This window comes from Streptomyces sp. NBC_00490, from assembly GCF_036013645.1.
Taxonomy (GTDB): domain Bacteria; phylum Actinomycetota; class Actinomycetes; order Streptomycetales; family Streptomycetaceae; genus Streptomyces; species Streptomyces canus_F.
The window spans coordinates 4,330,620-4,355,470 of sequence record NZ_CP107869.1; the positions used below are offsets into that span (position 1 = coordinate 4,330,620).

A 24,851-nucleotide genomic window follows, 5' to 3' on the forward strand; every position below is an offset into this window, starting at 1 on the left:
CTCGTAAGTTCACTCTTAGTCGAAGGACACCCACCATGCGCCGCGCCTTGATCGTCGTCGACGTACAGAACGACTTCTGCGAGGGGGGCAGTCTCGCGGTGGCCGGGGGTGCCGATGTGGCCGCCGCCGTCACCGAGCTGATCGGACAGGCCGCCGGCGGCTCCGGCTACCAGCACGTGGTGGCCACCCGCGACCACCACATCGCGCCCGGCGGACACTTCGCCGACAACCCCGACTACGCCCACTCCTGGCCCGCGCACTGCGTCGCCGGCACCGAGGGCGTCGGCTTCCACCCGAACTTCGCCCCCGCCGTCGCCTCCGGCGCGATCGACGCCGTCTTCGACAAGGGGGCGTACTCGGCGGCCTACAGCGGCTTCGAGGGCGCCGACGAGAACGGCGTCACGCTGGCCGACTGGCTGCGGGCGCGGGAGGTCGTCGAGGTGGACGTGGTCGGCATCGCCACGGACCACTGCGTACGGGCCACCGCGCTGGACGCGGTGCGGGAGGGTTTCCGCACGCAGGTGCTCCTCGACCTCACCGCGGGAGTGGCCGAGGAGACCACCGACCGGGCGCTGGAGGAGCTGCGCCGGGCCGGGGTGGAACTCTCGGGGAAGCCGGTCGTCGCGTAGGCGTCCGGCGTCCGGTGGCTAGGCCGGCGCCGTCGGCCTCCTGATCAGCGCCCTGATCGGGTGCCACAGCTCCTGGGGCAGCTCCGGTCCCGGCACCGCCGCGACAGCGTTGTCAGGGGCCGTACGCCATATCAGGCCGTCCGGATGGTGCAGGACGGCCGTCACCTCGTCCGGGGTCGGCGGGGCCGCGTTGCCCCGCAGGTAGACCGCCCGCAGGCCCAGATTGCGCAGCCTGGTCAGGGCTCGTGCGCGGTTGCGGGCGTGGACGAGGACACGGACGCAGCCCGTGCCGTCGGTGGCGGGTCTGGGCAGGTTCAGCGCCACCACCACGCTGCCTGTCGGCAGCTTGCAGAAACCTCCTGCGGCCATGCAGTCACACCCCCGTGTGCACCGGTGTCAATAAGAAAGCCATCAGGACGCACCTAAACACGATCGGCGGCGACCCGCCAGGGGTCACCGCCGATTCGCTTCTGACCTGCGCAAATGCCGACTACTTCACCGCGCGACCCACTTCGAGCGAGATCGTCGAGCCGTTCTTGGCCTCCTTGACAATCTTGATCTTGGTGTTGGTGTCAGTGAGCTTCACGCCCGCGAACGGGGTCGTCGCGTCGTAGTACGTGCTGGTGTGATCGTTGAAGACCGACACCCCCTTCGACGACGGGATCCTCTTCGCGACGTCCGCGTTGTGCAGCGTGATGCCGTCCGTGCGGAACAGGCTGAAGGGCGAGTCGTACGCCTGGATGCGGCTGCGCATCGCGGTGCCGTCGGACCACTTCAGCGCCGTCGGGTGCGAGTCGACCGGCAGCAGCAGACCGACGCCGGGGTGCTCGCTGGTGTTGTTGTCCACCTGGGAGGTGTCCCACTTCCAGATCAACAGACCGTTCTGGTACGGGAAGTGCTCCACCCAGCTCGGACGGGTCGTGGAGAAGCCGAAGTTGTACGGGCCGACCTTCAACGTCCGGTCGTACGACACGTACTGGCGGTTCTCGGCGATGTAGTACTGCGCGAAGTCGTCCGTGACGGTCGCGCCGACACGGGTGAAGCCGCTCGCCGTCCAGGCCGCGTCCGCGGTCTCGGCGTCGTCGGCGAACAGGGCGGCACCGTCGGCCGTCACGGTGATCCGGTCCGCCGCGAAGCCCTTGCCGGCCACGCCGCCGTCGGTCGAGTAGCGGAAGCGCAGGCCGATCTTCTGGCCCGCGTAGGCGTCGAGCGGGAAGGACAGCTTCTTGTACGTCTCCGAGAAGCCGGTGAGCGTCGGCTGGCCGCTGGCGTCGCGCGGGAGGGCCGCGCCGTCCGCGGTGCCGTCGATCGCCTTCCAGGTGGTGCCGCCGTCGGTGGAGACCTCGGTGTAGACGAAGTCGAAGCTCGCCTCGGTGGCCCACCAGCCGTCCAGGCTCAGTGTCGCCGCGGACTTGCCGGTGAGGTCGACGGAACGGGTCAGCGTGTTCCGCAGGCTGTTGCCGCTGCCGCTCCACCACTGGGTGGCGCCCTGGGCGGGGGCCACGATCTCGGTGGTGACCGCCTTCTCGGGCAGCTCGACGACGAGCGCCTGCTTGTTCTTGGTGTTGTACTCGGCGACACCGAGCTTGTGCTTGGACTTGGTCGCGGCCTTCGCCACGTCGTAGTCCAGCCAGCCCAGTTGCAGCTTGTCCCAGGCGGTCATGTCACCGGGCATGTCCCCGATGGTGTCCTTGCCGGTGCCGAGCCAGGAACCGGAGGACATCAGGGTCCAGAAACCGGTGGAGTTCTCGCCGCCGGAGGTGTCGTAGTGGTCCGGCAGACCGAGGTCGTGGCCGTACTCGTGGGCGAAGACGCCGAGTCCGCCGTTCTCCGGCTGGATGGTGTAGTCGCCGACCCAGATGCCGGTGTCGCCGATCTGGGTGCCGCCGAGCAGGTTGCCCGAAGGGCCGGTGGCGCCGGAGTCGGTACCGAACGCGTACCAGCGGTGGGCCCAGATGGCGTCCTCGCCCTGGGCGCCGCCGCCCGCGGACTCGTCCTCGCCGGCGTGCACGATCTGGAAGTGGTCGATGTAGCCGTCGGACTCGTTGAAGTCGCCGTCGCCGTCGAAGTCGTAGCGGTCCCACTGGTCGAACTCGGCGATGTCCGCCTTGATCTCGGCCTCGGTGCGCCCCGCCGCCTTCTGCTGGGCGACCCATGCCGTGACGCCGTCCTGGACCGCGTTCCACGCGCAGGTGTCACAGGAGTTGGAGCCGTAACGGGCCTCGTTGTAGGGGACCTTGACCCAGTCGGTGACCTCGCCCTCGACCGAGTAGCGGCCCGAGGACTGCTTCTCGTAGTAGGTCTTCATCGACGCGGTGCCGTCGCCGAAGTAGAGGTCCTCGAAGTGGGCCTTGTTGTAATCCGGCTGCCAGGCCGTGCTGTTGTCCTGGGCACGGTCCGGCTGGGCTATCTCGTTGTGCGCGGGGCCGGGCGTGCCGCCGTAGCGGGGGTCCGTCCGATCGCCGAACTCGACGAGGATCGTGAAGATCTTGTCGGTCTGCTCGCGGCCCAGTTCGACGTACTTGCTGTCGCCCTTGCGGCTCTTGAGCTCGACGACCTGGGAGCCGTCACGGTTCTTGACCGTGGCGGCGCCGGATATGACCTGCTTCAGCGCCTCTTCGCGCTGCGCCTCCTGGGTCCGGGAGAGCGGGCCGTCGAAGTCGTGCTCCTGTGTGGTCTTCGCCGGCTGCGGATCGGTGCGGTGCGCCGCGGCCGGTGTCGCGGTGGTGTCGGCCTGCGCGACGGCGAAGGTCGAGATGGTCGCCGTCGCGGCGGCCAGTGCGACGGTGGTCGCGGCTGCTCTGAACGTCCAGGGTCTGCTGGGCACCTGAGTCTTCCTCCCCTAGTCAAGTGACGGCATTTGACTAGAGGTTCAGAAGAAAAGACAGACCTTGACTTGAACAGGACAACTGCACTATGCGGACCTGACGTCCGCTTTACGAACACCTCGAGAACATCCCGAGCCGCCCTCGACCGGCGCTCGCGCGTGTCCACTTCGTGGACGCCATGACTCCGTGCGCCCCCCATGCACCGGTACTGTTGGTTAGGTCACGCTTACCGTTCGTTCCGCTCGGGCATGCACGCGATTAGAGTCATTCGGCGGAACGCCCCAAAACGGCGGAAAGCCAGGCCGACACCCCCGTGGACCCCCACTTCCGAGGACACGATTGCCATGCCTCGTCCGACTGCCGCACAGCTCGCCTACGGTTCGTTCACCGTGATCTTCTCGACGCTCGCCATGCTGCTGCTGTCACAGACGAGTTCGGGTCTGGGGATCGCGGTCATCACCGTCGCGGCGCTCGCCCTCGGGCTGCTCGTCGCCATGACGGTTCCCATCCCCAAGGCCCGCGTGGTCGCGGTGCGCAAGCCCGCCACCGAGACAGCGGAGACGGCACAGACGCCCGTACCGGCGTCGGTCACCGTCCTGGCGACCGAGCCGGTGCACGAGCGCGCCGCCTCCTGATGAACCGACGGTCCCCGGTGGTCAGTTGGTGCTGACCACCACCGTCTTCGCCGCCTTGTCGTGCAGGCCCTGCTTGTAGGGCTTGTCGAAGAAGCTCCAGCCGCCCGCGATGGCGGTCCAGACACAGGCGCAGCAGAACGCGAACGGGATCCACAGCACCGCCGAACGCGTCAGCGTGGTCTGCACGGAGGGCGTGGAGCCGTTCTCGAGGTTCGCCACCCGCATCCCGAGCCACCTCTTACCGAGCGTCTGGCCGGAGCGGCTGATCATGACGGTGTCGTACGCGATGTAGAGCACGGCCGTGATGAGCGACTGCGTGAAGGACTTGCCGTACTCGACCTTGTCGGGGTCCACGTCGTACTCGTTGACGTTGAAGCCCCAGGTGAGCAGCCAGACGACGATCGCGACGAGGATCATGTCGATGATCCGGGCGAGCGTGCGCTTGCCGCTGTCGGCGAGCGGGGGCATGCCGGCGAGCGGGTCGTTCGGGTACGAGCCGCCGCCGTACGGGTCACCGCCGCCGTAGGGGCTGCCGCCTCCGTACGGCGGGGGCTGACTGCCGTACGGCGGGCCCGCGTCCCCTGACGGTGGGGGCTGACTGCCGTACGGGGAACCCTCGTCGCCCGACGACGGGGGCTGCTTCCTGAACGGGTCGTCTTCCGGCGGCTGCTGGCCGGAGCCGGGGGGCGGTTCGCTGCTCATGGCCCGAGTCGACCGCGATCCCCACGGCTCCGCATCCGGCGAGCGGCCGTCCGGGGTACGGAATCCGGTGGCCCTGGTGCCGTACGGGACTATCCCGCTACGAACGTATGTGCGGCCTTGTCGTGCCAGCACTGGCGCCACGGCTTGTCGAACAGGCCCCAGACGACGCCCACGACACCGATCGCGAGCAGACCGGGGACGCTGTAGACGAGCCAGCGGCGCAGGGCCGCGCCGAACGTCGGGGGCTCGCCGCCCTCGATGTCCCGCACCTCCAGTCCGAGCAGCTTCTTGCCGAGGGTGCGGCCCCACTTGGCGGTGGGCAGCGCCTCGTAGAGGACGCCGAAGACGAGGAGGACGGCGAGGACGATGCCGAGGTAGGCGGAGGTCGTGCCGTCCAGGAGCCAGACGGTGACGGTCTCGCCGGAGAGCTTGGCCGCGTCGATCTTCTCGTTGACGTGGTCCAGCGCCCGGGTGCCGAGCGGGACGGCGGCCGCGCCGGTGACGCCGACGAGGACGACCGTGTCCAGCAGCCGGGCGGTCAGCCGCTTGCCGAGGCCCGCGGGGCGGGCGGAGGCCTGTCGCCGGGCGGCGGCCTGGAAGACGTCCTCCACGGGCGGCTTCCAGGGCGCGACGGGCTGGTCCTCGCCGGTAGGAGCGGCGAGACGGTGCACCTGCTGGGCCCAGGAGGCCTGGCCGCCGCCGACGCCGCCGGCCATGGGGGTGGACTGCTGGGGGACGGCGGCGGCCGGGGCCTGCGGAGCCGCCTGCTGCGGGCCGGAGGGACCGGCGGAGGCCGCCTGTCCGACGGCGCCCTGGACACCGGCCTGCGCGGGGGCGACGCGGTCGGCGGCTGCCTTGCCCGCGCCGAAGCCGGGGCCGGCCGCGGGCTGGGCACCGAAGCCGCCCGCCGCACCGTCGGACCGTGCGCCGCCCGTGCCTCCGCCCTGCGCCCCACCCTGCTGAGGCGTGCGCGGGGCGAGCGCCCGGAAGGTCATGGTCCCCTCGTCGGCGACGGGGCCACCGGGAGCGGGAACACCGGGAGTTGCGCCACCGGAGGAGCCCGCACCACCGAAGGCGGGGCCTCCGGAAGCACCGGGCCCGGAGGCGGAGGGGCCCTGGGCGCTTGGCGCACCCGGGCCGCCCGAGCCGGGACCGCTGAAGGCGGGGCCGCCGGGAGCACCGGGGCCGGAGGCGGAGGGACCGTGAGGGCTTGGCGCACCCGGGCCACCCGAGCCCGGGGCGCTGAAGGCCGGGCCACCGGAGGCGCCCGGCGCGGGGCCGCCCTGCGGTGCCGTGCCCGGGGCGGACGGGGCCGCTCCCCCGGGGGTCGGCCTGCGGAAGACGAACGTGTTGCCCGAGGCCGGCCGGTCGGACTCGGCGGGCGGGATCGTCGCCGTGCCGTCGCCGCTCGTCGTGTCCGACGGGACGCGGGGGTCGGTGCCCGCCTCTGCGCCCCAGGAGACCCGGCGGTCCTGGTCGCCGCCGAAGCCGGACTGACGGGAGCGGTCGGCGCCCCAGGCGGACGCGGGTTCGGGACGGCTGCCGTGCTGGGCGTCGGACGGGTGGGACGCGGGCGGCGGGTCCTCGTCGAAGAAGTGCGGGCCCGTCTCCTCCACCGGCGCGGCGGCCGGGGACGCCGGGGCCTCGCCGTCCGACGGGGCCGGCCGGCTCGTGCCCGGCACCCAGGCGGCACCGTTCCAGAACCGGACATATCCAGGAATGGACGGGTCCGGGTAATACCCTTCGCGGGGCCTGTCGTCACCGGGGGCCGGGGTTGGGGCGCTCATGTCCGTCGTCCCGTATCTGCTCGGGGGTGAATATGGGGGGCTCCACATCTATCAGACCGGCTGCGCCCCCACCGCCAGTCCCACCGGACCCACCCCTTTTGGGCAACGTCCTGAACCCCCGGGAAAAAAGTTTTCCGAACCCGCGTAATGGTTCCGGCCGCACCGCCTCTCTCCACTCGTACGAGACAGAGAACGAGAGGGGAACACGCGACATGCACACCGTGGTAGAGCGCGAGCTGGAGCTCAAGCTCATTCTGTCGCCCGAGCGCAGCATCCCGGTCCCGGCCCGGCTCAGCTATCGCTCCGACGACCCGTACGCCGTCCACGTCGCCTTCCACATCGGCTCCGACCACCCGGTGCACTGGACGTTCGCCCGCGAGCTCCTGGTGGAGGGGGTGTTCCGGCCGTGCGGGCACGGGGACGTGCGGGTGTGGCCGACGAAGGTGGACGGCCGCAGTGTCGTCCTGATGGCGCTGAGCTCGCCCGACGGGGACGCCCTCCTGGAGGCGCCCGCGGCCCAGGTGTCGGCCTGGCTGGAGCGGACGCTGCGGGTGGTGCCCCCGGGGTCTGAGGGCGAGCAGCTCGGTCTCGACGAGGCCCTGGCGGACCTGCTCGCCCCGACGCCCGCCGACGACCTGTGGCTGCGCGACCCGTGGCCGAGCGACGAGTCGAAGGACGGGGAGTGATCGCGTACGGACGTCAGAAGAGCTTGCCGGGGTTCAGGATCCCCAGCGGATCGAAGACCTGCTTGATCTGCCGCTGCATCTCCACGCCCACCGGGCCGATCTCGCGCGCCAGCCACTCCTTCTTCAGGACGCCCACGCCGTGTTCGCCGGTGATCGTGCCGCCGAGTTCCAGGCCGAGGGCCATGATCTCGTCGAAGGACTCGCGGGCGCGCCGGGACTCGTCGGGGTCGGACGCGTCGAAGCAGACGGTGGGGTGGGTGTTGCCGTCGCCGGCGTGCGCGACGACGCCGATGGTGAGCTGGTACTTCTCGGCGATCCGCTCGGTCCCTTCGAGCATCGCGCCGAGCCGGGAGCGGGGCACGCACACGTCGTCGATCATCGTGGTGCCCTTGACGGCTTCGAGGGCGGTGAGCGACAGGCGGCGGGCTTGGAGGAGGAGTTCGGACTCGGCGGCGTCGTCTGCGGGTACGACCTGTGTGGCGCCGGCCGCCTCGCACAGCGCGCCGAGGGCGGCGAGGTCGGCGGCCGGGTCGGTGGTGTCGAAGGCGGCGAGCAGCAGGGCCTCGGTGCTCTCCGGGAGTCCCATGTGGGCGAGGTCGTTGACGGCCTTGACCGTCGTACGGTCCATCAGTTCGAGGAGGGACGGCACATGCCCGCCCTCCATGATCCGGCACACCGCGTCGCAGGCGGCCGCGCCGGACGCGAACTCGGCGGCCAGCACCAGCTGCTCGGGCGGCTGCGGGCGCAGGGCCAGGGTCGCCCCGACGACGATGCCGAGGGAGCCTTCCGAGCCGACGAACAGGCGGGTCAGGTCGTATCCGGCGACGCCCTTGGCGGTCCGGCGGCCGGTGGACATCAGGCGGCCGTCCGCCAGGACCACGTCCAGACCGAGGACGTACTCCGCCGTCACCCCGTACTTCACACAGCACAGTCCGCCGGAGGCGGTGCCGATGTTGCCGCCGATGGTGCACATCTCCCAGCTGGAGGGGTCCGGCGGGTAGTAGAGGCCGTGCTCGTTGACCGCGCGGGAGAGGGTGGCGTTGATGACGCCGGGCTCGACCACCGCGATGCGGTCGACGGGGTTGATCTCGAGGATGCGGTCCATCTTCGTCAGGGACAGCACGATGCAGCCGTCGGTGGCGTTGGCGCCGCCGGACAGGCCCGTGCGGGCGCCCTGCGGGACGACGGGGACGCGCAGCTCGGTGGCGGTGCGCATGACGTGCCGCACCTGCTCGACCGTGCGGGGCAGGACGACCACGGCGGGGGCGCCGGCCGGGCAGAAGCTGGCCATGTCGTTGGCGTAGGAGGCCGTGACGTCCGGGTCGGTCAGGACGGCCTCGGCGGGCAGACCGCTCAGGAGACGGTCGGCCAGGTTCCCTGTCTGTTCGTCGCGAGGCGCTTCGATACGGCTCATGATCACAGCGTCGCACCTGGGTCCATCGGTGTGAACCCCGTCTGCGGCAACCGTCGCCTGACCGGGTGTGGTCGTCGTATTGACGCACAGTGATCGCCATGGAGAACCATGAGGAGGCGGCCCCCCGGCGTTCGCGTGTCGCGGGGCGGGTGGTGATCGCGGCCGTCGCCGGGTGTCTGGTGCTGGGCGGGACGCTGATGGTGCTGCCCTTGCGGCCGCCGGGCCCGAAGGCGCCCGCGCCGCCCGCTCCGGGGGCGCAGGCACGGGCGGCGGTCAGCACGGGGGTGGCGGCCGCGCTGCCGGACCTCGCGGCTCTGATCGGTGAGCGGGAGACGCATCTGCGGCGGCATCCGCGGGACGCCGAGTCGTGGGCGGTGCTCGGGGCGGCTTATGTCGAGCAGGGGCGGCGGACGGCGGAACCGGCGTACTACCCGAAGGCGGACAACGCGCTGCGTACGTCGCTGAGGGTGCGGGCCGAGGGGAACGCCGAGGCGCTCGGCGGGCTAGCCGCGCTGGCGAACGCACGGCGGGACTTCCGGGCCGCGAAGAAGTGGGGCGAGGCCGCGCTGAAGCTGGATCCGAAGCGCTGGACGACGTATCCGCCGCTGCTCGACGCCTACACCGGGCTCGGCGACTGGAAGGCGACGGAGCGGACTCTGGAGCGGCTCCAGGGGCTGCGCGGCGGACCGGCCGTGATGGCGCGGGCCGGGGCCGTGTACCGGGACCGGGGCTGGCGCGAGGACGCGATGGCGCAGCTCTCCGACGCGGCGGCGGGCGCCGAGGCCCCCGCGGAACGGGCCGCGTATCTGGAGCGGGTGGGGCAGCTGGCCTGGGAGCGCGGTGACCGTGAGCCGGCGCTGCGGCACTTCCAGGAGGCGGTGCGCATCGACCCCGACCAGCGGGCCGCGCAGGCCGGGCAGGGGCGGGTGCTGGCGGCGCTGGGGCGGACCTCGGAGGCGCTGAGCGCGTACCGGATGGCGCTGGCCAAGCAGCCGCATCCGCAGTACGCCCTGGAACTGGGCGAGTTGCACGAGTCGCTGGGGCTGCGGCAGGCGGCCCAGGTCCAGTACGACCTGTTGCGGGCGCGGGTGCGCGGTGCCGCGGCGGGCGGGGCCGACGAGGAGCTGGTGCTGGGGGTGTTCGAGGCGGACCACGGGGATCCACAGGCGGCCGTACAGCGGTTGCGGGCGGAGTGGCGGCGCCAGCCCGGGATCGCGGTGGCCGACGCGCTGGGGTGGGCGCTGCACCGGGCCGGTCAGGACGAGGAGGCGCTGCGGTACGCGGTGCGGGCGACGGACACGGTGCACGGGGGCGGGGTGCGCAGTGCGCTGCACGCGTATCACCGGGGCATGATCGAGCGGGACTTGGAGAAGTACGGGCCGGCCCGGCGGCACCTCCAGGAGGCGCTGCGGATCAACCCGTACTTCTCGCCGCTGCTGGTGCGGACGGCCCGGGAGGCGTTGACGGCGTTGGGTGAGCCGTCGGTCGAGGAGCTGCCGGTGATGGACGCGAAGGCGGAGACGGACACGGAGTCGGAGTCCTAGACCGCGGCGGTGCCGATCAAGGCGTTGCGCGTGACCAGCGCCGCCAGTTCGTCCTCCCCGAGCCCGTCGGTCGCCTCGGGTCTGCGGGGCAGCACCATGTAGCGGGACTCGGCGCTGGAGTCCCACACCGTGATGTCCGTGGAGTCGGGCAGTTCGAGTCCGAACTCCCGCAGCACCTGGCGGGGTTCACGGACCACGCGGGAGCGGTAGGCCTCGGACTTGTACCAGCTCGGGGACGGGCCGAGGAGGCGCAGCGGGTAGCAGGAGCAGAGGGTGCAGACGATCACGTTGTGGGTGCTCGCCGTGTTCTCGACGACGCGCAGCCGCTGGTAGGAGCCGTCCATGTAGCCCAACTCCCGTACGGCGGCGGTCCCGTCGGCCAGCAGTCGCGCCTTGTACGCCTCGTCGGTCCAGGCGCGGGCGACGACCTTCGCCCCGTTCGCCGGTGAGGACGCGGCGAGGAAGGCGTCGATCGCCTCGTCCACCTTCTCGCCGGTGATCACGCCCTTCTCCTCCAGCAGGGTCTCCAGCCGGCGGACCCGGCGGGCGATCGTCGCGTCGGCGTGGTGGTCACCGCTCATCGGCGCGGTCCTCCTCCAGATAGCTTTCCCACAGATCCAGTACGACGTGATGGTCGCCCTCGCCCCACAGGTCACGGGCCTGGAAGCGGACGGCGTAGATCTGCTCGACCGGCGCGTCGCCGCGCCCCTGTGCGCTGATGTCGGGGAGTTCGTCGGGGCCCTCCGGCTCGACGATCACGCCCCGCTTGCCGCGCGCGTACCGGGGCAGCCGGGTGTGGTGCGGCGGGTCGTGCGGGAAGGTGCGCACCCGGGTGCCGGGCGGGAAGCGGTCAGTCATCCAGCTCACCCGGCCCGAGCACACCCTTGCGTTCCAGGAGCGCGCAGATCGCGGTGAACCAGCGTTCGTAGTACGACGCCGCCAGGTACTCCGCGGGCGGCATCGACTCGATCGCGTCGCGGAACTCGTTGGTGTTGAAGAGCCCTTGACCGCGCAGGGTGTTGAAGAGGCCGACGACCCGCGCCTCCCAGTCCGCGTGGAAGGGCTCGGTGTCGTCGGTGGTGTCGAGGGGGCCGAAGCCCTGGGTGCCGCCGACGTCGTTGATCCTGGCCATGCGGCCAGCGTACGTGCGCCCTACTGCTTCGGCTTCTTGTAGTACAGGGAGAACCTGCGTTCCCCGACCGTCCCGGAGGCGAGGCCCAGATACAGCCGCGTGCCGCCCTTGCGGCGGACGGCGACGCCCTCGGGCTCGCGGTAGGTGAGGGAGCGGCCGGCCTCGGTGCGCAGCCGCTGGACCAGCTCGCCGGTGGTGATGTCGACGCTGGAGAGGTAGGCGTTGCCGTGCTCGGCGGGCGGGTTGGTCTCGGCGTCGTAGGCCGTCCCGGCGAGCTGGTAGATGTGGTCGCGGTGCAGGGCGTAGCCCTGGAAGGGGATCGTCCTGTCGGGGTGCGCGGCGGGCTGGGCGATGTCGGCGACGGGGTGGTCGTACTCGCGGGCGACGAAGGCGTCGAGGTCCCAGATCCGGTAGCGCGGCTTGCCCTTGACGCGGTAGCGGACGGCGATGCGCTGCGAGGCCATGCAGACCGAGGGCTGGTTGTTGGTGGACCCGGGTATCGGCTTGCGTATCTTGACGTCCTCGCCAGTGCGGGTGGCGCCGTTCTTGAACTGGAAGCGGGTGACGCCCTGGCCGTAGCCGCCCTTGGCGTCGGCCTCGGTCCAGATCCAGACCTTGCCGTCGGCGGCGTTCTGCACACCCATGCTGACGCCGTGCCCGAAGCCCTGGAGGTTCATGCTGCCGAGCAGTTTGCCGTCGTGGTCGAGCTTGTTGAGGCACAGATTGCCCGCGCCGATGCCGCCGCGGCGCACCTGGAGGACGTACAGGTGCTGGTGCACCTCGTCGAAGGCGAAGGACTGCAGGACCGTGCCCTCCTTGAGGGCCTTCTCCTTCAGCCAGCGGGTCGCCGGTACGTCGAGGTCGATGCGGTCGGTCACGATCGGTGTCCCCAGGGTCCTGCGGACGCCCCGATGGCGTCCACAGGACCAGAGAGTGTCAACTCCCGTTCACTGGTTTCAAGGTTCTGCGAAAGCGCTTGTGGATTTACCTGAGATTCACAGGTTTCCGCGTCGCTCCTGCTCCCGCTCGATCGCCTCGAAGAGGGCCTTGAAGTTGCCCTTGCCGAAGCCCATCGAGCCGTGCCGCTCGATGAGTTCGAAGAACACGGTCGGCTTGTCCTGGACCGGCTTGGTGAAGATCTGGAGCAGGTAGCCGTCCTCGTCGCGGTCGGCGAGGATCTTCAGTTCGCGCAGGGTGTCGACGGGCACGCGGGTGTCGCCGACCCATTCGCCGAGGGTGTCGTAGTAGGAGTCCGGGGTGTCGAGGAACTGGACTCCGGCCGCCCGCATGGTCCGTACGGTCTCGACGATGTCGTTGGTGTTGAGCGCGATGTGCTGGACGCCCGCACCGCCGTAGAACTCCAGGTACTCGTCGATCTGGGACTTCTTCTTGGCGATGGCGGGCTCGTTGATCGGGAACTTGACCTTGAGGGTGCCGTCCGCGACGACCTTCGACATCAGCGCGCTGTACTCGGTGGCGATGTCGTCGCCCACGAACTCCTTCATGTTCGTGAAGCCCATGACCTTGTTGTAGAAGCCGACCCACTCGTTCATCCGGCCGAGCTCGACGTTGCCGACGCAGTGGTCGATGGCCTGGAAGGTGCGGTGGGCGGGCGGCTGGACGAGCGGGGCCGCCGCGGTGTAGCCGGGGAGGTAGGGGCCGTCGTAGCCGGAGCGCTCGACGAGGGTGTGGCGGGTCTCGCCGTACGTGGCGATCGCGGCCAGTACGACGGTGCCGTGCTCGTCCTTCAGCTCGTACGGCTCGGCGACCGAGCGGGCGCCGTGCTCCAGCGCGTAGGCGTACGCGGCGCGGGCGTCCGGGACCTCGATGGCGAGGTCGATCACGCCGTCGCCGTGCTCGGCGACGTGCTGGGCGAGGAAGTGGCCCCAGGTGGTGGCGGGCTTGATCACCGAGGTGAGCACGAAGCGGGCGGAGCCGTTCTCCAGGACGTAGCTCGCGGTCTCGCGGCTGCCGTTCTCCGGTCCGGAGTAGGCGACCAGCTTCATGCCGAAGGCGGTGGAGTAGTAGTGCGCCGCCTGCTTGGCGTTGCCCACGGCGAAGACGACCGCGTCCATTCCCTTGACCGGGAAGGGATCGGCCTGCCGGGCGGTGTCGGGAGTGTGGTGAGTGGTCTGCGTCATAGCGGCAGCCTTCTCCGTGGCGGCAAGGTGCGCAATAGTTTGCGTTTCTGGTGTGCAATATGACCAGTGCCGGGCCGGTTCCGGCGGGCTCTCTGTACAGGATGACCACCGGGAAGGGGCGGCACTCGTGGGGATCGACGGACTGGACGGGCGGATCATCGTGCTGCTGGCGCGGGAGCCGCGGATCGGGGTGCTGGAGATGTCCCGGCGGCTGGGGGTGGCGCGCGGGACCGTGCAGGCGCGGCTGGACCGGCTTCAGTCGAATGGCGTCATCCGGGGATTCGGGCCGCAGGTGGATCCGGCCGCGCTCGGCTATCCGGTGACCGCGTTCGCCACGCTGGAGATCCGGCAGGGGCAAGGGGCGGACGTACGGGCGCACTTGGCGGGCGTGCCGGAGGTCCTGGAGCTGCACACCACGACCGGCAGCGGGGACATGCTGTGCCGTCTCGTGGCCAGGTCGAACGCCGATCTCCAGCGGGTGATCGACCTGGTTGTCGGTTTTGATGGCATTGTCCGGGCCGCCACGGCGATCGTCATGGAGAACCCCGTTCCGCTGCGGATCATCCCGCTGGTGGAGCAGGCGGCCGAGGACCAGGAGAGGACCTAGCTGCCATGGGGTGACCGCGTGACGTTCTGGGAGTACCTGGGCAACCGCCATCAGCAGCTGCTCACGGACGCCTACCAGCACGCGAGCGCCGTGTTCCAGTGCATGGTCGTGGCAACCGTGATCGGGGTCCTGATCGGTGTGGTCACCTATCGCAGCGACTGGGCCGGCAACCTCGCCACGACGGCCACCTCGACCCTCCTGACCATCCCGTCGCTGGCCATGATCGGTCTGCTCATCCCGATGGTCGGCCTGGGTGTGCCGCCCACGGTGATCGCGCTGACCCTGTACGGCCTGCTGCCGATCGTGCGCAACGCGATCGTCGGCCTGCGCGGCGTCGACCCGTCACTGGTGGACGCGGCGACGGGCATCGGGATGTCCCGGCTGACGCGGCTCGTGCGGGTCGAGCTGCCGCTGGCCTGGCCGCCGATCCTGACCGGCATCCGGGTCTCCACGCAGATGCTGATGGGCATCGCCGCCATCGCCGCCTACGCCTCCGGGCCCGGCCTCGGCAACGAGATCTTCCGCGGCATCGCCTCCCTGGGCAGCAAGAACGCCCTCAACCAGGTGCTCGCGGGCACGCTCGGGATCATCGTCCTGGCCCTGCTGTTCGACGCCGCGTACGTCCTGATCGGACGGCTGACCATTCCCAGGGGGATCCGTGTCTGACACCTCCGGCGCCTCCATCGAGCTGGAGAACCTGACCAAGAGGTATCCCGGCAGTCCACAGCCTGCCGTCGACAACGTCACCATGGAGATCAAGGCGGGCGAGATCGTCATCTTCGTCGGCCCCTCCGGCTGCGGTAAGTCGACCACCCTCAAGATGATCAACCGGCTGATCGAGCCGACCGGCGGCCGGATCCGCATCGGCGGCGAGGACGTCACCGACATCGATCCGGTGAAGCTGCGCCGCAAGGTGGGCTACGCGATCCAGTCGGCCGGTCTGTTCCCGCACATGACGGTCGCGCAGAACATCGCGCTGGTGCCGAAGATGGTCGGCTGGGGCAAGGCCCGGATCAAGGACCGTATCGAGGAGCTCCTGGACCTCGTGGGGCTCGACCCCGGCGAGTTCCACGACCGCTACCCCCGTCAGCTCTCCGGCGGTCAGCAGCAACGCGTGGGCGTCGCACGGGCGTTGGCGGCGGACCCGCCCGTCCTGCTGATGGACGAGCCGTTCGGCGCGGTCGACCCGATCACCCGTGACCATCTCCAGGACGAGCTGATCAGACTCCAGCACGAGCTGCACAAGACGATCGTCTTCGTCACGCACGACTTCGACGAGGCGATCAAACTCGGCGACCGGATCGCCGTACTGCGCGAACGCTCGCACATCGCGCAGTTCGACACCCCGGAGGCGATCCTCACCAACCCGGCGGACGACTTCGTGTCCGGGTTCGTCGGGGCCGGGGCGGCTCTCAAGCGGCTCAACCTCACCCGCGTACGGGACGTGGAGATCACCGACTATCCGACGGTCACCGTCGACGACCCGCTCCAGGACATCTTCAACCGGCTCCGGGTCAGCGGTACGAACGAGATCCTGCTGCTCGACAAGCGGGGGCGCCCCTACAAGTGGCTCAGGCGCGGGGACCTGATGCGGGCGAAGGGCTCGCTGGCCCGGGCCGGGACGCTGGTGCACGACACGGTGACCCGGGACGCGACCCTGCGGGACGCCCTGGAAGCCGTGCTCACCGACAACGCGGGACGGGTCGCGGTCACCGGGCGGCGCGGTGAGTACACCGGCGTCGTGGACATGGAGACGCTCATGAACTCCGTGCACGAGCTGCTGGAGGCCGACCGTCTGGACGCCGTGGAGCACCAGCACCAGCTGGAGGAGGCACGCGCCCGCCAGACGCACGCCGAGCAGGAGGGCGACGGAGGGGAGAAGAAGGCGTGAGCATCCCCGAGCTGGAGGAGGACGCGCCGACGGAGCGGGAGGCGCCGCCACCGCCGGTCACCGCCCGGCGGCGGGTCACCTGGCAGAAGCTGACCTTTCTGCCCGCCGTGCTGGTGGCGGTGCTGCTGGCGACCTGGCTGTGGTTCCAGCAGGCGGACCTGGACCCGATCTCCGAGAACGCCCTGTCGAACGGGCAGGTCTCCAAGGCCCTTTGGCAGCAGGTGCAGCTGACGGTGATCTCGACGTTCTTCGTGCTGATCATCGCGATCCCGCTGGGCATCCTGCTGACCCGCGGGATGTTCCGCCCGGCGACCCCGGTGGCGATGGCGTTCGCCAACATGGGGCAGGCGACACCGGCGATCGGTCTGCTGGCGCTGCTGGTGATCTGGCTGGGCACGGGCATGAGGGCGGCACTGATCGGCATGATCATCTACGCCGTGCTGCCCGTGCTCGCGAACACCGTCGCGGGCCTGAAGGCCAACGACCCGACCCTGCTGGAGGCGGCGCGGGGCATCGGCATGTCCCCGCTGGGGGTGCTCACCCGCGTCGAACTGCCGCTGGCGGTCCCGCTGATCCTGGCGGGCGTCCGGACGGCGCTGGTGCTGAACGTCGGGACCGCGACACTGGCGACCTTCGGCGGTGGAGGAGGTCTGGGCGTCCTGATCACGACCGGCATCACCACCCAGCGCATGCCGGTGCTGATGCTGGGATCGATCCTCACGGTCTCCCTCGCCCTGCTGGTGGACTGGCTGGCGACCCTTGCCGAACTGCTCCTCAGACCACGCGGGCTGGAGGTGGGGACGTGAAGCGCGCGGGTGTACTGGCGACGGCGGGCGTACTGGTCCTGGCCTCCGCCTGCGGCCTCACCAGCGGCTCACCGATGGTCGACGACGTCGAGCCCGGCTCCATCGGCAGGGGTCTGCCCCTCGAGGGCGCCGACCTCACCGTCACGTCCAAGGAGTTCACCGAGCAGCTGATCCTCGGCGCGATCATGGGGATCGCGTTCCAGGCGGCCGGGGCGGATGTCCTGGACCGGACGGGCATCCAGGGCTCGATCGGGGCCCGGGAGGCGGTCAAGTCCGGTGACGCGGACGGGATGTACGAGTACACGGGCACCGCCTGGATCACGTACCAGGGCAACAGCGAGCCCATCGACGACCCGCGGGAGCAGTGGGAGGCGGTACGCAAGGCGGACCTGAGCAACGGGCTGACCTGGCTGGCACCGGCGTCCCTCAACAACACGTACGCGCTCGCGATGAACCAGGCCAACTTCGAGAAGTACGGCACGAAGACGCTGTCGGACGTGGCGGCGCTGTCGAAGTCGGACCCCGGGGCCGTGACCCTGTGTGTGGAGGGCGAGTTCGCCAACCGCGCGGACGGGCTGCCGGGCATGGAGAAGGCGTACGGGATGAGCGTCCCGGCGAAGAACATCACCCAGATGGACACCGGGATCATCTACACCCAGGTGCAGAAGGGCAGTTGCACCTACGGCGAGGTCTTCACCACCGACGGCCGCATCAAGTCCATGAACCTCGCGGTGATGGCCGACGACAGGAAGTTCTTCCCCAACTACAACGCGGCGCCCGCGATCAACTCCGCGGCGCTGAAGAAGTGGCCGGCGATCGCGGAGGTCCTCGACCCGGTCACGAGGAAGCTGGACAACACGGTCGCGCGGGAGCTGAACGCCAAGGTGGACGTGGACGGGCAGGATCCGCACCAGGTCGCGCTGGACTGGATGGAGGAGGAGGGGTTCGTGAAGGAGAAGTAGGGCCGCCGGACGGGCTCTAGCAGCTCGGCACGGAGCCCTTCCCCGTCTCCAGCGCCACCAGCGCGCTGATCGCGCCCTTCAGCGTGGTCACCGGAACGAGCCGCAGCCCCTTCGGCAGCTCCGCCTCCGCGTCCGAGCACTCGTCCTCGGGGACCAGGAACACCGTCGCCCCGTCCCGCCTCGCGGCCTGCGTCTTCAGGGGCACGCCCCCGACCGCGCCCACCGTGCCGTCCGCCTCGATCGTGCCGGTCCCGGCGATGGTGCGGCCACCGGTGAGGTCGCCGCCGCTGCCGTCGCCGTCCAGCTTGTCGACGATGCCCAGGGAGAACAGCAGGCCCGCGCTGGGGCCGCCGACGTCCGCCAGCTTCAGCGAGACCTTGATGTCGTCGTCCTTCAGGTCCAGGTAGTTCAGCGCCGCCTGCGTCGCCGCGTCCTGGGACTCCTTCATCTGCGCGGTGTTGTGCCGCTCGATCTCCTTGGTGGACTGCCCGCTCGGATAGACCGAGTCGCGCGGCATGACCGCCCGGTCCGTGTCGAACCACGCGTCGAGCACATCGCCGAGCGAGACCCGGGTGTCCGGATTCGTCGCCTCGATGGTCGTCATCCGGAGCTGTCCGCTGGTGTCCCGGGTCGGCGCGCCCGAGATCGTGATCACCGGGGTGCCCTTGTTCTCGCCGAGGACGTTCGCCGTCATACCGGGCTGTGCCAGCGAGAACGGCAGCGGTGCGAAGGCCGCCGTGGCGAGCAGGGCCACGACGGGCAGGGCACAGACGGTTACGGCCTGGGGGCGTGTGAGGCGAGAGAGCACGGGATCAATCTAACGCGACGACCACTTCCGGCCGGGTCCCGGGACCGCGCCCGCGGTGAGCGCGGCGCACCCCGTGGCAGAGCTGTTCCCCGACGGGGTGGGTCCTGACCGCCCGGCGCGACGAGACAGGGCATCCACTGCCCGCAGCGCGGGGACCTGCACGCGGTGCCGCGCGCCCTCACCGTCTACCGGCAGCCGCGCCCCGTGGCCGCCCTGCGCGACGAGACAGGGCATCCACTGCCCGCAGCGCGGAGACCTGCACACGGTGCCGCGCACCCTCGCCGTCTGCCCGCGGCCGTGCTCCGTGGCCGCCCTGCGCGACGAGACAGGGCATCCACTGCCCGCAGCGCGGAGACCTGCACACGGTGCCGCGCACCCTCACCGTCTGCCCGCGGCCGTGCTCCGTGGCCGCCCTGCGCGACAAGACGGGGCCTCCACTGCCCACAGCGCGGGTCCCGCACACGGTGCCGCGCACCCTCACCGTCTGCCCGCGGCCGTGCTCCGTGGCCGCCCGGCGCGACACCGTGCACCAGCCGCCCGGGGGCGCCGCCTGTTGGTCCTGGACGACGTGGTCGACGCTGATCAGTCGGCAGCCGGAATGCGGATCCTCCCCGGGGCGGGCGAAGCTCGCAGCGCCTCCGTCAGCGAATCAACGCCCATTCCGACCGCGACGCGGACATCCATGCCGACCGCGACGCTGAACGCGTGCCGAGGTGGTGCCCACGCCGAGCGGCGTGAGCCGGCCAACCCCCGTCGTCCGCGCCGCCGTCATGGCCGGCTGATCCGGTGAACGGTCAGCGCAATGCCTCCGCGACCTCCTTCGCCGCGTCCACGACCCGTGGCCCCACGCGTTCCGGCACCGCGTCGGCCAGCATCACGACTCCGACGCTGCCCTCGACGCCCGTGACGCCGAGCAGTGGTGCGGCGGCGCCGCTCGCGCCCGCCTCCAGTTCCCCGTGGGTCAGGGTGTACCCGGGGTCCCGGAGCGGCTGGGTGCGGGCGGAGAGGATGGCTCGGCCCGCGGCCCCGCGGTCCAGTGGGTGACGGAATCCGGCCCGGTACGCCACGTGGTAGTCCGTCCACGTCGGCTCGACCACGGCGACGGCGAGCGCCTCCGCCCCGTCGACCAGGGTGAGATGGGCGGTGGCTCCTATGTCCTCGGCCAGGGAGCGCAGGGCCGGCAGTGCCGCCTCGCGCACGAGTGGGTGCACCTGACGGCCAAGGCGCAGCACTCCGAGCCCGACCCGGGCACGTCCGCCCAGGTCACGGCGGACGAGGGCATGTTGTTCCAGCGTGGCGAGCAACCGGTACACCACGGTCCGGTTGACGCCCAGTTTGTTGGATAGCTCGGTGACGGTCAGCCCGTGGTCCGTATCGGCCAACAGCTTGAGGACACGTAGTCCTCGGTCGAGCGTCTGAGAGGTCTCCGCGGTCACGACGCCCACTCCTCCAGTGGTGAGGTCGGCGGCCCTGTCGCGGGAATGCGTCAACGAGTCCCGTCGGTGACGCGCTTCAGAGGCCGCCGATCGGCCGGCGGCCCGGAGCGGTTTCCGGACCGCGTCGCTTCACGGCTGCGCTCCGCGGCGGCGCTGCCACGGGGCGTGTGCGTAGCGGGACTGTAGCGATGCCGGTTCGCTGAGCGGAAGGCTCCGTCCAGAATCCGGGCAGTGGCAGGTACGGAGGACTCCGGTTTGTCCAGATACGTACAGCGCGCGATGGCCGAAGCACGCCCCGCCGTGCCCGGTGTGTGCCCTCGCCGTGCCCGGGGTCACCCCACCGGGCCCGGGGTCACTTCATCCGGGTCGCCCACTCCTGCACCTTGGCGATCCGCTGCCGCAGCTGCCCGGCCGTCGCCTCGGCGCTCGGCGGTCCCCCGCACACCCGCCGCAGCTCGGTGTGGATGACGCCGTGCGGCTTGCCGCTCTGGTGGACGTACGCGCTGACCATGGTGTTGAGCTGCTTGCGGAGCTCCATCATCTCCTTGTGCGAGACGACGGGCCGGCGCTCGGCGGGCAGTTCGAGCAGGTCCGCCTCGGAGTCCGGCTTCTTGCGGCTGTGCGCGATCTGCCGGGCCTGCCGCTTCTGGAGCAGCAGCTGCACCTGGTCGGGTTCGAGGAGCCCGGGGATACCGAGGTAGTCCTGCTCCTCCTCGCTGCCGGGGTGGGCCTGCATGCCGAACTCGGCGCCGTCGTACAGCACCCGGTCGAAGACGGCCTCGGACTCCAGCGCCTCGAAGGAGAACTGCTCCTGCTCGCCGGTGTCCTCGTCCTGCTCCTTGTTCGCCTCCTCCATCTCCTTCTCGGACTCGGCGTACGGGTCCTCCTCGCCCTCCTTCTTCGGCTTGTCGAGGGCGTGGTCCCGTTCCACCTCCATCTCGTTGGCGAAGGTGAGCAGGTCGGGGACGGTCGGCAGGAAGACGGAGGCGGTCTCGCCGCGGCGCCGGGAACGCACGAAGCGGCCGACGGCCTGGGCGAAGAAGAGGGGTGTGGAGATGGTGGTGGCGTAGACGCCCACCGCCAGCCGCGGGACGTCGACACCTTCGGACACCATGCGGACGGCGACCATCCAGCGGTCGTTGCTCGCGCTGAAGTCGTCGATGCGCTTGGACGCGGCGGCCTCGTCGGAGAGCACGAGGGTCGCCTTGCTCCCGGTGATCTCCCGGATCAGCTTGGCGTAGGCGCGGGCGGAGTCCTGGTCGGAGGCGATGACGAGGGCACCGGCGTCCGGGATGGCCTTGCGGACCTCGGTGAGCCGCTGGTCGGCGGCGCGCAGCACGCTCGGCATCCACTCGCCGCGCGGATCCAGCGCCGTACGCCAGGCCTGGCTGATCGCGTCCTTGGTCATGGGCTCGCCGAGCCGGGCGGCGATCTCGTCGCCCGCCTTGGTGCGCCAGCGCATGTTGCCGCTGTAGCTCAGGAAGATGACCGGCCGCACGACGTGGTCGGCGAGCGCGTTGCCGTAGCCGTAGGTGTAGTCGGCGGCGGACCGCCGGATGCCGGCGTTGTCCTCCTCGTACGTCACGAAGGGGATGGGGTTGGTGTCCGAGCGGAAGGGCGTGCCGGTGAGCGCGAGCCGGCGGGTGGCCGGCTCGAAGGCCTCCAGGCACGCCTCGCCCCAGGACTTGGAGTCACCGGCGTGGTGGATCTCGTCGAGGATGACGAGCGTCTTGCGCTGCTCGACGCGGTTGCGGTGCAGCATGGGCCGCACGCCGACACCGGCGTACGTCACGGCGACCCCGTGGTAGTCCTTGCCGAGCGGGCCCGCGCTGTACTCCGGGTCCAGCTTGATCCCTATCCGCGCGGCCGCTTCCGCCCACTGCTTCTTCAGGTGCTCGGTCGGCGCGACCACGGTCACCTGCTGCACGACGTGGTGGTGCAGCAGCCAGGAGGCGAGGGTCAGCGCGAAGGTGGTCTTGCCGGCGCCGGGGGTGGCGACGGCGAGGAAGTCGCGCGGCTGCTCCTGGACGTACTTCTCCATCGCACCCTGCTGCCAGGCGCGCAGCTTGCTGGCGGTGCCCCAGGGGGCGCGGCCGGGGAAGGCGGGAGAGAGGTGGTGGGAGGAGGCGGCGGTGGTAGTCACGGTCTCCGTACAGGGGTCGAGCGGCTCGGCTGGCGGGTGCGGACGGGTCGGCTACGTATGACAACCGGGCCACCCTACCGGCGGCCCGGCGGGGTCAACGTGCGGACAGGCCCGGGTCCCCCGTGGGTGGGACCGAGGTCACACAGGCACCCCGCGCACCGTCACCGGCCGTCGTCCTCCAGCAGACCCGACGTGGCCACCAGGTACCCGAGCTGGGCCCTGCTCCCGCTGCCCAGCCGTAAGGACACCTTCCTGATGTGCTCCGCCACGCTTCGGCGGCTCATGCCGAGGCGGCGGGCGATGGAGTCGTCGGTCTCGCCGGCGACGACCGCCCGCAGGATCGTCTGCTGGAGGTCGGAGACGACGGCGGGATTGCGGCGCTCGGCGGGGTCCGCCGGGTGCACGGGGGTGGAGCGTTCCCAGGTCTGCTCGAAGACGCGGGCCAGGTAGCGGACCAGGGCGGGCTCCCGGATCTGCAGGGCGCCGTCCGCGCTGTCCCGCGACAGCGCCACGAAGGCGACCGAGCGGTCACAGACGATCAGCCGTTCGACGACCTCGGCCAGGGTGCGCACCTCGGCCCCCGCCTCGGTGACCCGCTCGATGTACGCCATGGTCGGCCGGTGCGCGTGCACGGTGTGCTGGTACAGCGTGCGCTGGCGGACCCCGCGCCGCAGCGCCCGCAGATCCCGGCCGAGCGCCTCGCGCAGGGTCGCCTCCGCGCGGCCGCCGCCCGGCTGGGCGGTGAGCAGCTCGTGCCGGCAGTCCCCCACCGCCGCCTCCAGGGCCGCGCTGATCACCGCCTTCTCGGTCAGCCGGACCAGGGCGGGCAGGGCCGAGCGCTGCTCGCGCGCGTACAGCGACTCAAAGGCGGTGAGCCGTGCGGACGCCGACCGCAGCGCCCGGCGCTGCTCGGCCAGCCGGTCCTCCATCGTGGACAGCACGGCGAACCGCGCGGCGTCCGGCGCCACCGGCAGACACCAACCGGGCAGGTCCGCGTCGGCGACGACGAGTCCGAGCTCCGTCAGACAGCGCGGCACCTCGTCGGCCGGCACCCGTCCCTCGCGCAGCGCGGTGCGGTACACCTCCAGCGCTCGCGGGCAAGGGCGGGTCGGACGCGTTTCCTGGCAATCACACGTGCGTGGGTCGAAATGATCACGCTTCACAAGTGTGCAGATTACATTCGTGCGCCCTGGTCCCACGGGCCGAACTCCGCACCATCTGACTAGTGTTCGACAGGTTCTGTTCGACGGGTTCCGCCCCTGCGGCCGCCCTGCCCGCACCTCGCCCTGTTGCCGTCCGCGAAGGAAGTCGAGCATGCCGGAACCCGTCACGGCCTCGGTGCGGGAACGCCGGTACCGCGTCCTGGTCGCGGGCTACGCCCTGTCGTCGTACGGCAGTTATCTCAACGTCGTCGCGCTCAATCTGTACGTCTACGCCGTCACCGACCGCGCGCTCGCCGTCGGCGCCTTCATGGCCGTACGGCTCGCCGCGGGGATCGTCGCGGGGCTGCTGGCCGCGCCGATCCTGGCCCGGTGGTCGGCGCGGTCCGTCATGTTCTGGGTGAACGTGGTGCAGGCGGCGGTGCTGGCGGTCCTGGTGGCGGCGCCCGACACACTGCGGACCCCGGTGCTGTTCGTGGTCTCGGCGGTGGGCGGGATCACCGGCACGGTCTTCCTGGTCGCGCTGCGCGGCTCGGTCATCCCGGAGATGGTGGCCGAGGAGCGCCGCACCTGGGCCAACTCGCTGATGGTGAGCGGGCGTTCGCTGGCGATGGTGGCCGGGTTCGCGTCGGCCGGTGTGGTCGTCTCCCTGCTCGGCTACACAGCGGCCTTCCTGCTGGACATGGCCACGTTCCTGGTGTGCGCGGTGGCGGTGGCCCAACTGCCCGTCACCCGGCGGCAGAAGACGGACGCCGAGGAGGAGGCGGCGGACGCGGCGGAGCCGGCGAGTGCGGCCGGGGCCGGGAAGAAGCGCCGCCGGCTGCCCGCCGCGGTGGCGGTCCTGGCCGGCGCGCCCGTGCTCGGCCTGATGGTGCTGCTGCGGGGCGTCGACGCGCTCGGCTCGTCCTCCCACAACGCGGCGCTGCCCGTGTACTCGACGGAACTGGACACCGACAGCCCGGCCACGTTCGTCAGCGTGTTCTGGTGTGTGTGGGCGTTCGGCAACATCGTGGCCCAGCAGGTGATCCAGCGCCTGCCGCGGCGCTCGGAACAGGCCCTGGGCGCCCTGGGCTTCGGGCTCGGCACCATCGTGATGTCCGGCGCCTTCATCCTCGCCTTCGCCGGGCTGCCCTGGACCGCGACCGTGCTGATCGCACTCGTCGCGGGGGCCGCCGACGGACTGACCGAGGTGTCCTACACCCAGCATCTGCAAGCCCTGCCGGAGCGCCTGCGCACCCCGGCCTTCGGGCTGTCGGCGACCGTGGAGAGCTTCGGCTTCGGCGCCGGGATGATCGCGGTCGGCGCCGCGCTCGACGTGTTCTCGCCGCTGTCGGTCGTCGCGGTCGCACACGGTGTGGCCATCGTGATCGCCGTGCTCTTCGTGGCCCTGGTGCTGCGCCGCCGTTCGACGGCACCGGCCGGCACCGCGGCGGAGGGCAAGGGCACGGGGGCGGAGGCACGCGCGGAGGTGTGAGGCGGACCCGGACGTCGAACCGCCGAGGTCGAACCATCGAGCCGGAGCAGAAGGGGGAGAAGGGTG

At 70.9% G+C, this 24,851-nt stretch carries 24 protein-coding genes; 10 read left to right on the forward strand and 14 right to left on the reverse strand.

The window, feature by feature from the left end:
* The first annotated feature begins 35 nt into the window (after positions 1-35).
* Positions 36-629 carry an isochorismatase family protein gene (locus tag OG381_RS19545; RefSeq protein WP_307030084.1) on the forward strand — a complete coding sequence of 198 codons (594 nt, stop codon included), beginning with the start codon at positions 36-38 and terminating at the stop codon, positions 627-629.
* An 18-nt stretch (positions 630-647) separates the two neighbouring features.
* Here the strand turns inward: OG381_RS19545 and OG381_RS19550 are convergent, their stop codons facing one another.
* Positions 648-998 carry a hypothetical protein gene (locus tag OG381_RS19550; RefSeq protein WP_327717366.1) on the reverse strand — a complete coding sequence of 117 codons (351 nt, stop codon included), beginning with the start codon at positions 996-998 and terminating at the stop codon, positions 648-650.
* A 121-nt stretch (positions 999-1,119) separates the two neighbouring features.
* On the reverse strand, positions 1,120-3,456 hold the full coding sequence (locus OG381_RS19555) for an immune inhibitor A domain-containing protein (protein WP_327717367.1): 2,337 nt from the start codon (positions 3,454-3,456) through the stop codon (positions 1,120-1,122).
* 345 nt (positions 3,457-3,801) lie between these two features.
* Between OG381_RS19555 and OG381_RS19560 the strand changes: the two genes are divergently transcribed.
* Positions 3,802-4,092, forward strand: a complete 291-nt coding sequence (locus OG381_RS19560; RefSeq protein ID WP_307030078.1) for a hypothetical protein — start codon at positions 3,802-3,804, stop codon at positions 4,090-4,092.
* 21 nt (positions 4,093-4,113) lie between these two features.
* Here OG381_RS19560 and OG381_RS19565 read toward each other — a convergent pair whose 3' ends face one another.
* Both OG381_RS19565 and OG381_RS19570 read right to left on the reverse strand, forming a co-directional pair.
* Positions 4,114-4,794, reverse strand: coding sequence for an RDD family protein (locus tag OG381_RS19565; protein WP_327717368.1), 681 nt, complete (start codon positions 4,792-4,794; stop codon positions 4,114-4,116).
* Positions 4,795-4,883: 89 nt separating this feature from the next.
* The gene (locus OG381_RS19570) at positions 4,884-6,581 is read right to left on the reverse strand and encodes an RDD family protein (protein WP_327717369.1); all 1,698 of its coding nucleotides are present in this window, start codon (positions 6,579-6,581) and stop codon (positions 4,884-4,886) included.
* A gap of 212 nt (positions 6,582-6,793) precedes the next feature.
* Between OG381_RS19570 and OG381_RS19575 the strand changes: the two genes are divergently transcribed.
* Positions 6,794-7,267, forward strand: a complete 474-nt coding sequence (locus OG381_RS19575; RefSeq protein WP_327717370.1) for an SsgA family sporulation/cell division regulator — start codon at positions 6,794-6,796, stop codon at positions 7,265-7,267.
* A gap of 13 nt (positions 7,268-7,280) precedes the next feature.
* Here OG381_RS19575 and OG381_RS19580 read toward each other — a convergent pair whose 3' ends face one another.
* Positions 7,281-8,687: an FAD-binding oxidoreductase gene (locus tag OG381_RS19580; protein WP_327717371.1), complete on the reverse strand. Its 1,407-nt coding sequence runs from the start codon at positions 8,685-8,687 to the stop codon at positions 7,281-7,283.
* 92 nt (positions 8,688-8,779) lie between these two features.
* Between OG381_RS19580 and OG381_RS19585 the strand changes: the two genes are divergently transcribed.
* A complete protein-coding gene (locus OG381_RS19585; RefSeq protein WP_327717372.1) occupies positions 8,780-10,225 on the forward strand; it encodes a tetratricopeptide repeat protein in 1,446 nt (481 codons plus the stop codon).
* Here OG381_RS19585 and nthA read toward each other — a convergent pair.
* The 5 genes from nthA to hppD form a co-directional block, all read right to left on the reverse strand.
* Positions 10,222-10,806: a nitrile hydratase subunit alpha gene (nthA, locus tag OG381_RS19590; RefSeq protein WP_327717373.1), complete on the reverse strand. Its 585-nt coding sequence runs from the start codon at positions 10,804-10,806 to the stop codon at positions 10,222-10,224. The genes OG381_RS19585 and nthA overlap by 4 nt on opposite strands.
* Entirely contained in the window at positions 10,796-11,083 is a 288-nt protein-coding gene (locus OG381_RS19595; RefSeq protein ID WP_327717374.1) for an SH3-like domain-containing protein, read from the reverse strand. Before OG381_RS19595 ends, nthA begins: the two co-directional genes overlap by 11 nt.
* A complete protein-coding gene (locus tag OG381_RS19600) occupies positions 11,076-11,357 on the reverse strand; it encodes a hypothetical protein (RefSeq protein ID WP_327717375.1) in 282 nt (93 codons plus the stop codon). The genes OG381_RS19595 and OG381_RS19600 overlap by 8 nt, the downstream gene beginning before the upstream one ends.
* A 20-nt stretch (positions 11,358-11,377) precedes the next feature.
* Positions 11,378-12,235, reverse strand: coding sequence for a phage baseplate protein (locus OG381_RS19605; RefSeq protein ID WP_327717376.1), 858 nt, complete (start codon positions 12,233-12,235; stop codon positions 11,378-11,380).
* Between the two features lie 117 nt (positions 12,236-12,352).
* The gene (gene hppD, locus OG381_RS19610; protein WP_327717377.1) at positions 12,353-13,498 is read right to left on the reverse strand and encodes a 4-hydroxyphenylpyruvate dioxygenase; all 1,146 of its coding nucleotides are present in this window, start codon (positions 13,496-13,498) and stop codon (positions 12,353-12,355) included.
* Positions 13,499-13,625: 127 nt separating this feature from the next.
* On the opposite strand from hppD, the gene OG381_RS19615 reads away from it, so the two are divergent.
* From OG381_RS19615 to OG381_RS19635, 5 genes are all read left to right on the forward strand, one after another.
* Positions 13,626-14,105 carry an Lrp/AsnC family transcriptional regulator gene (locus OG381_RS19615; protein WP_327717378.1) on the forward strand — a complete coding sequence of 160 codons (480 nt, stop codon included), beginning with the start codon at positions 13,626-13,628 and terminating at the stop codon, positions 14,103-14,105.
* 18 nt (positions 14,106-14,123) lie between these two features.
* Positions 14,124-14,771 carry an ABC transporter permease gene (locus OG381_RS19620; protein ID WP_327717379.1) on the forward strand — a complete coding sequence of 216 codons (648 nt, stop codon included), beginning with the start codon at positions 14,124-14,126 and terminating at the stop codon, positions 14,769-14,771.
* Complete coding sequence (locus OG381_RS19625; RefSeq protein WP_327717380.1) at positions 14,764-15,996, forward strand: betaine/proline/choline family ABC transporter ATP-binding protein; 1,233 nt, start codon at positions 14,764-14,766, stop codon at positions 15,994-15,996. Before OG381_RS19620 ends, OG381_RS19625 begins: the two co-directional genes overlap by 8 nt.
* On the forward strand, positions 15,993-16,802 hold the full coding sequence (locus tag OG381_RS19630; protein WP_443061914.1) for an ABC transporter permease: 810 nt from the start codon (positions 15,993-15,995) through the stop codon (positions 16,800-16,802). The genes OG381_RS19625 and OG381_RS19630 overlap by 4 nt, the downstream gene beginning before the upstream one ends.
* A gap of 74 nt (positions 16,803-16,876) precedes the next feature.
* The gene (locus tag OG381_RS19635) at positions 16,877-17,764 is read left to right on the forward strand and encodes a glycine betaine ABC transporter substrate-binding protein (RefSeq protein ID WP_327722508.1); all 888 of its coding nucleotides are present in this window, start codon (positions 16,877-16,879) and stop codon (positions 17,762-17,764) included.
* A gap of 16 nt (positions 17,765-17,780) precedes the next feature.
* On the opposite strand, the gene OG381_RS19640 is transcribed toward OG381_RS19635, so the two are convergent.
* From OG381_RS19640 to OG381_RS19655, 4 genes are all read right to left on the reverse strand, one after another.
* The gene (locus tag OG381_RS19640; RefSeq protein ID WP_327717381.1) at positions 17,781-18,572 is read right to left on the reverse strand and encodes a YlbL family protein; all 792 of its coding nucleotides are present in this window, start codon (positions 18,570-18,572) and stop codon (positions 17,781-17,783) included.
* 794 nt (positions 18,573-19,366) lie between these two features.
* A complete protein-coding gene (locus OG381_RS19645) occupies positions 19,367-20,008 on the reverse strand; it encodes an IclR family transcriptional regulator (protein ID WP_046259016.1) in 642 nt (213 codons plus the stop codon).
* A gap of 352 nt (positions 20,009-20,360) precedes the next feature.
* A complete protein-coding gene (locus tag OG381_RS19650; RefSeq protein WP_307030046.1) occupies positions 20,361-22,151 on the reverse strand; it encodes a DEAD/DEAH box helicase in 1,791 nt (596 codons plus the stop codon).
* A gap of 161 nt (positions 22,152-22,312) precedes the next feature.
* The gene (locus OG381_RS19655) at positions 22,313-23,233 is read right to left on the reverse strand and encodes a LuxR C-terminal-related transcriptional regulator (protein WP_327717382.1); all 921 of its coding nucleotides are present in this window, start codon (positions 23,231-23,233) and stop codon (positions 22,313-22,315) included.
* A 232-nt stretch (positions 23,234-23,465) separates the two neighbouring features.
* Between OG381_RS19655 and OG381_RS19660 the strand changes: the two genes are divergently transcribed.
* Positions 23,466-24,785, forward strand: coding sequence for an MFS transporter (locus OG381_RS19660; protein WP_327717383.1), 1,320 nt, complete (start codon positions 23,466-23,468; stop codon positions 24,783-24,785).
* The last annotated feature ends 66 nt before the right edge of the window (positions 24,786-24,851 follow it).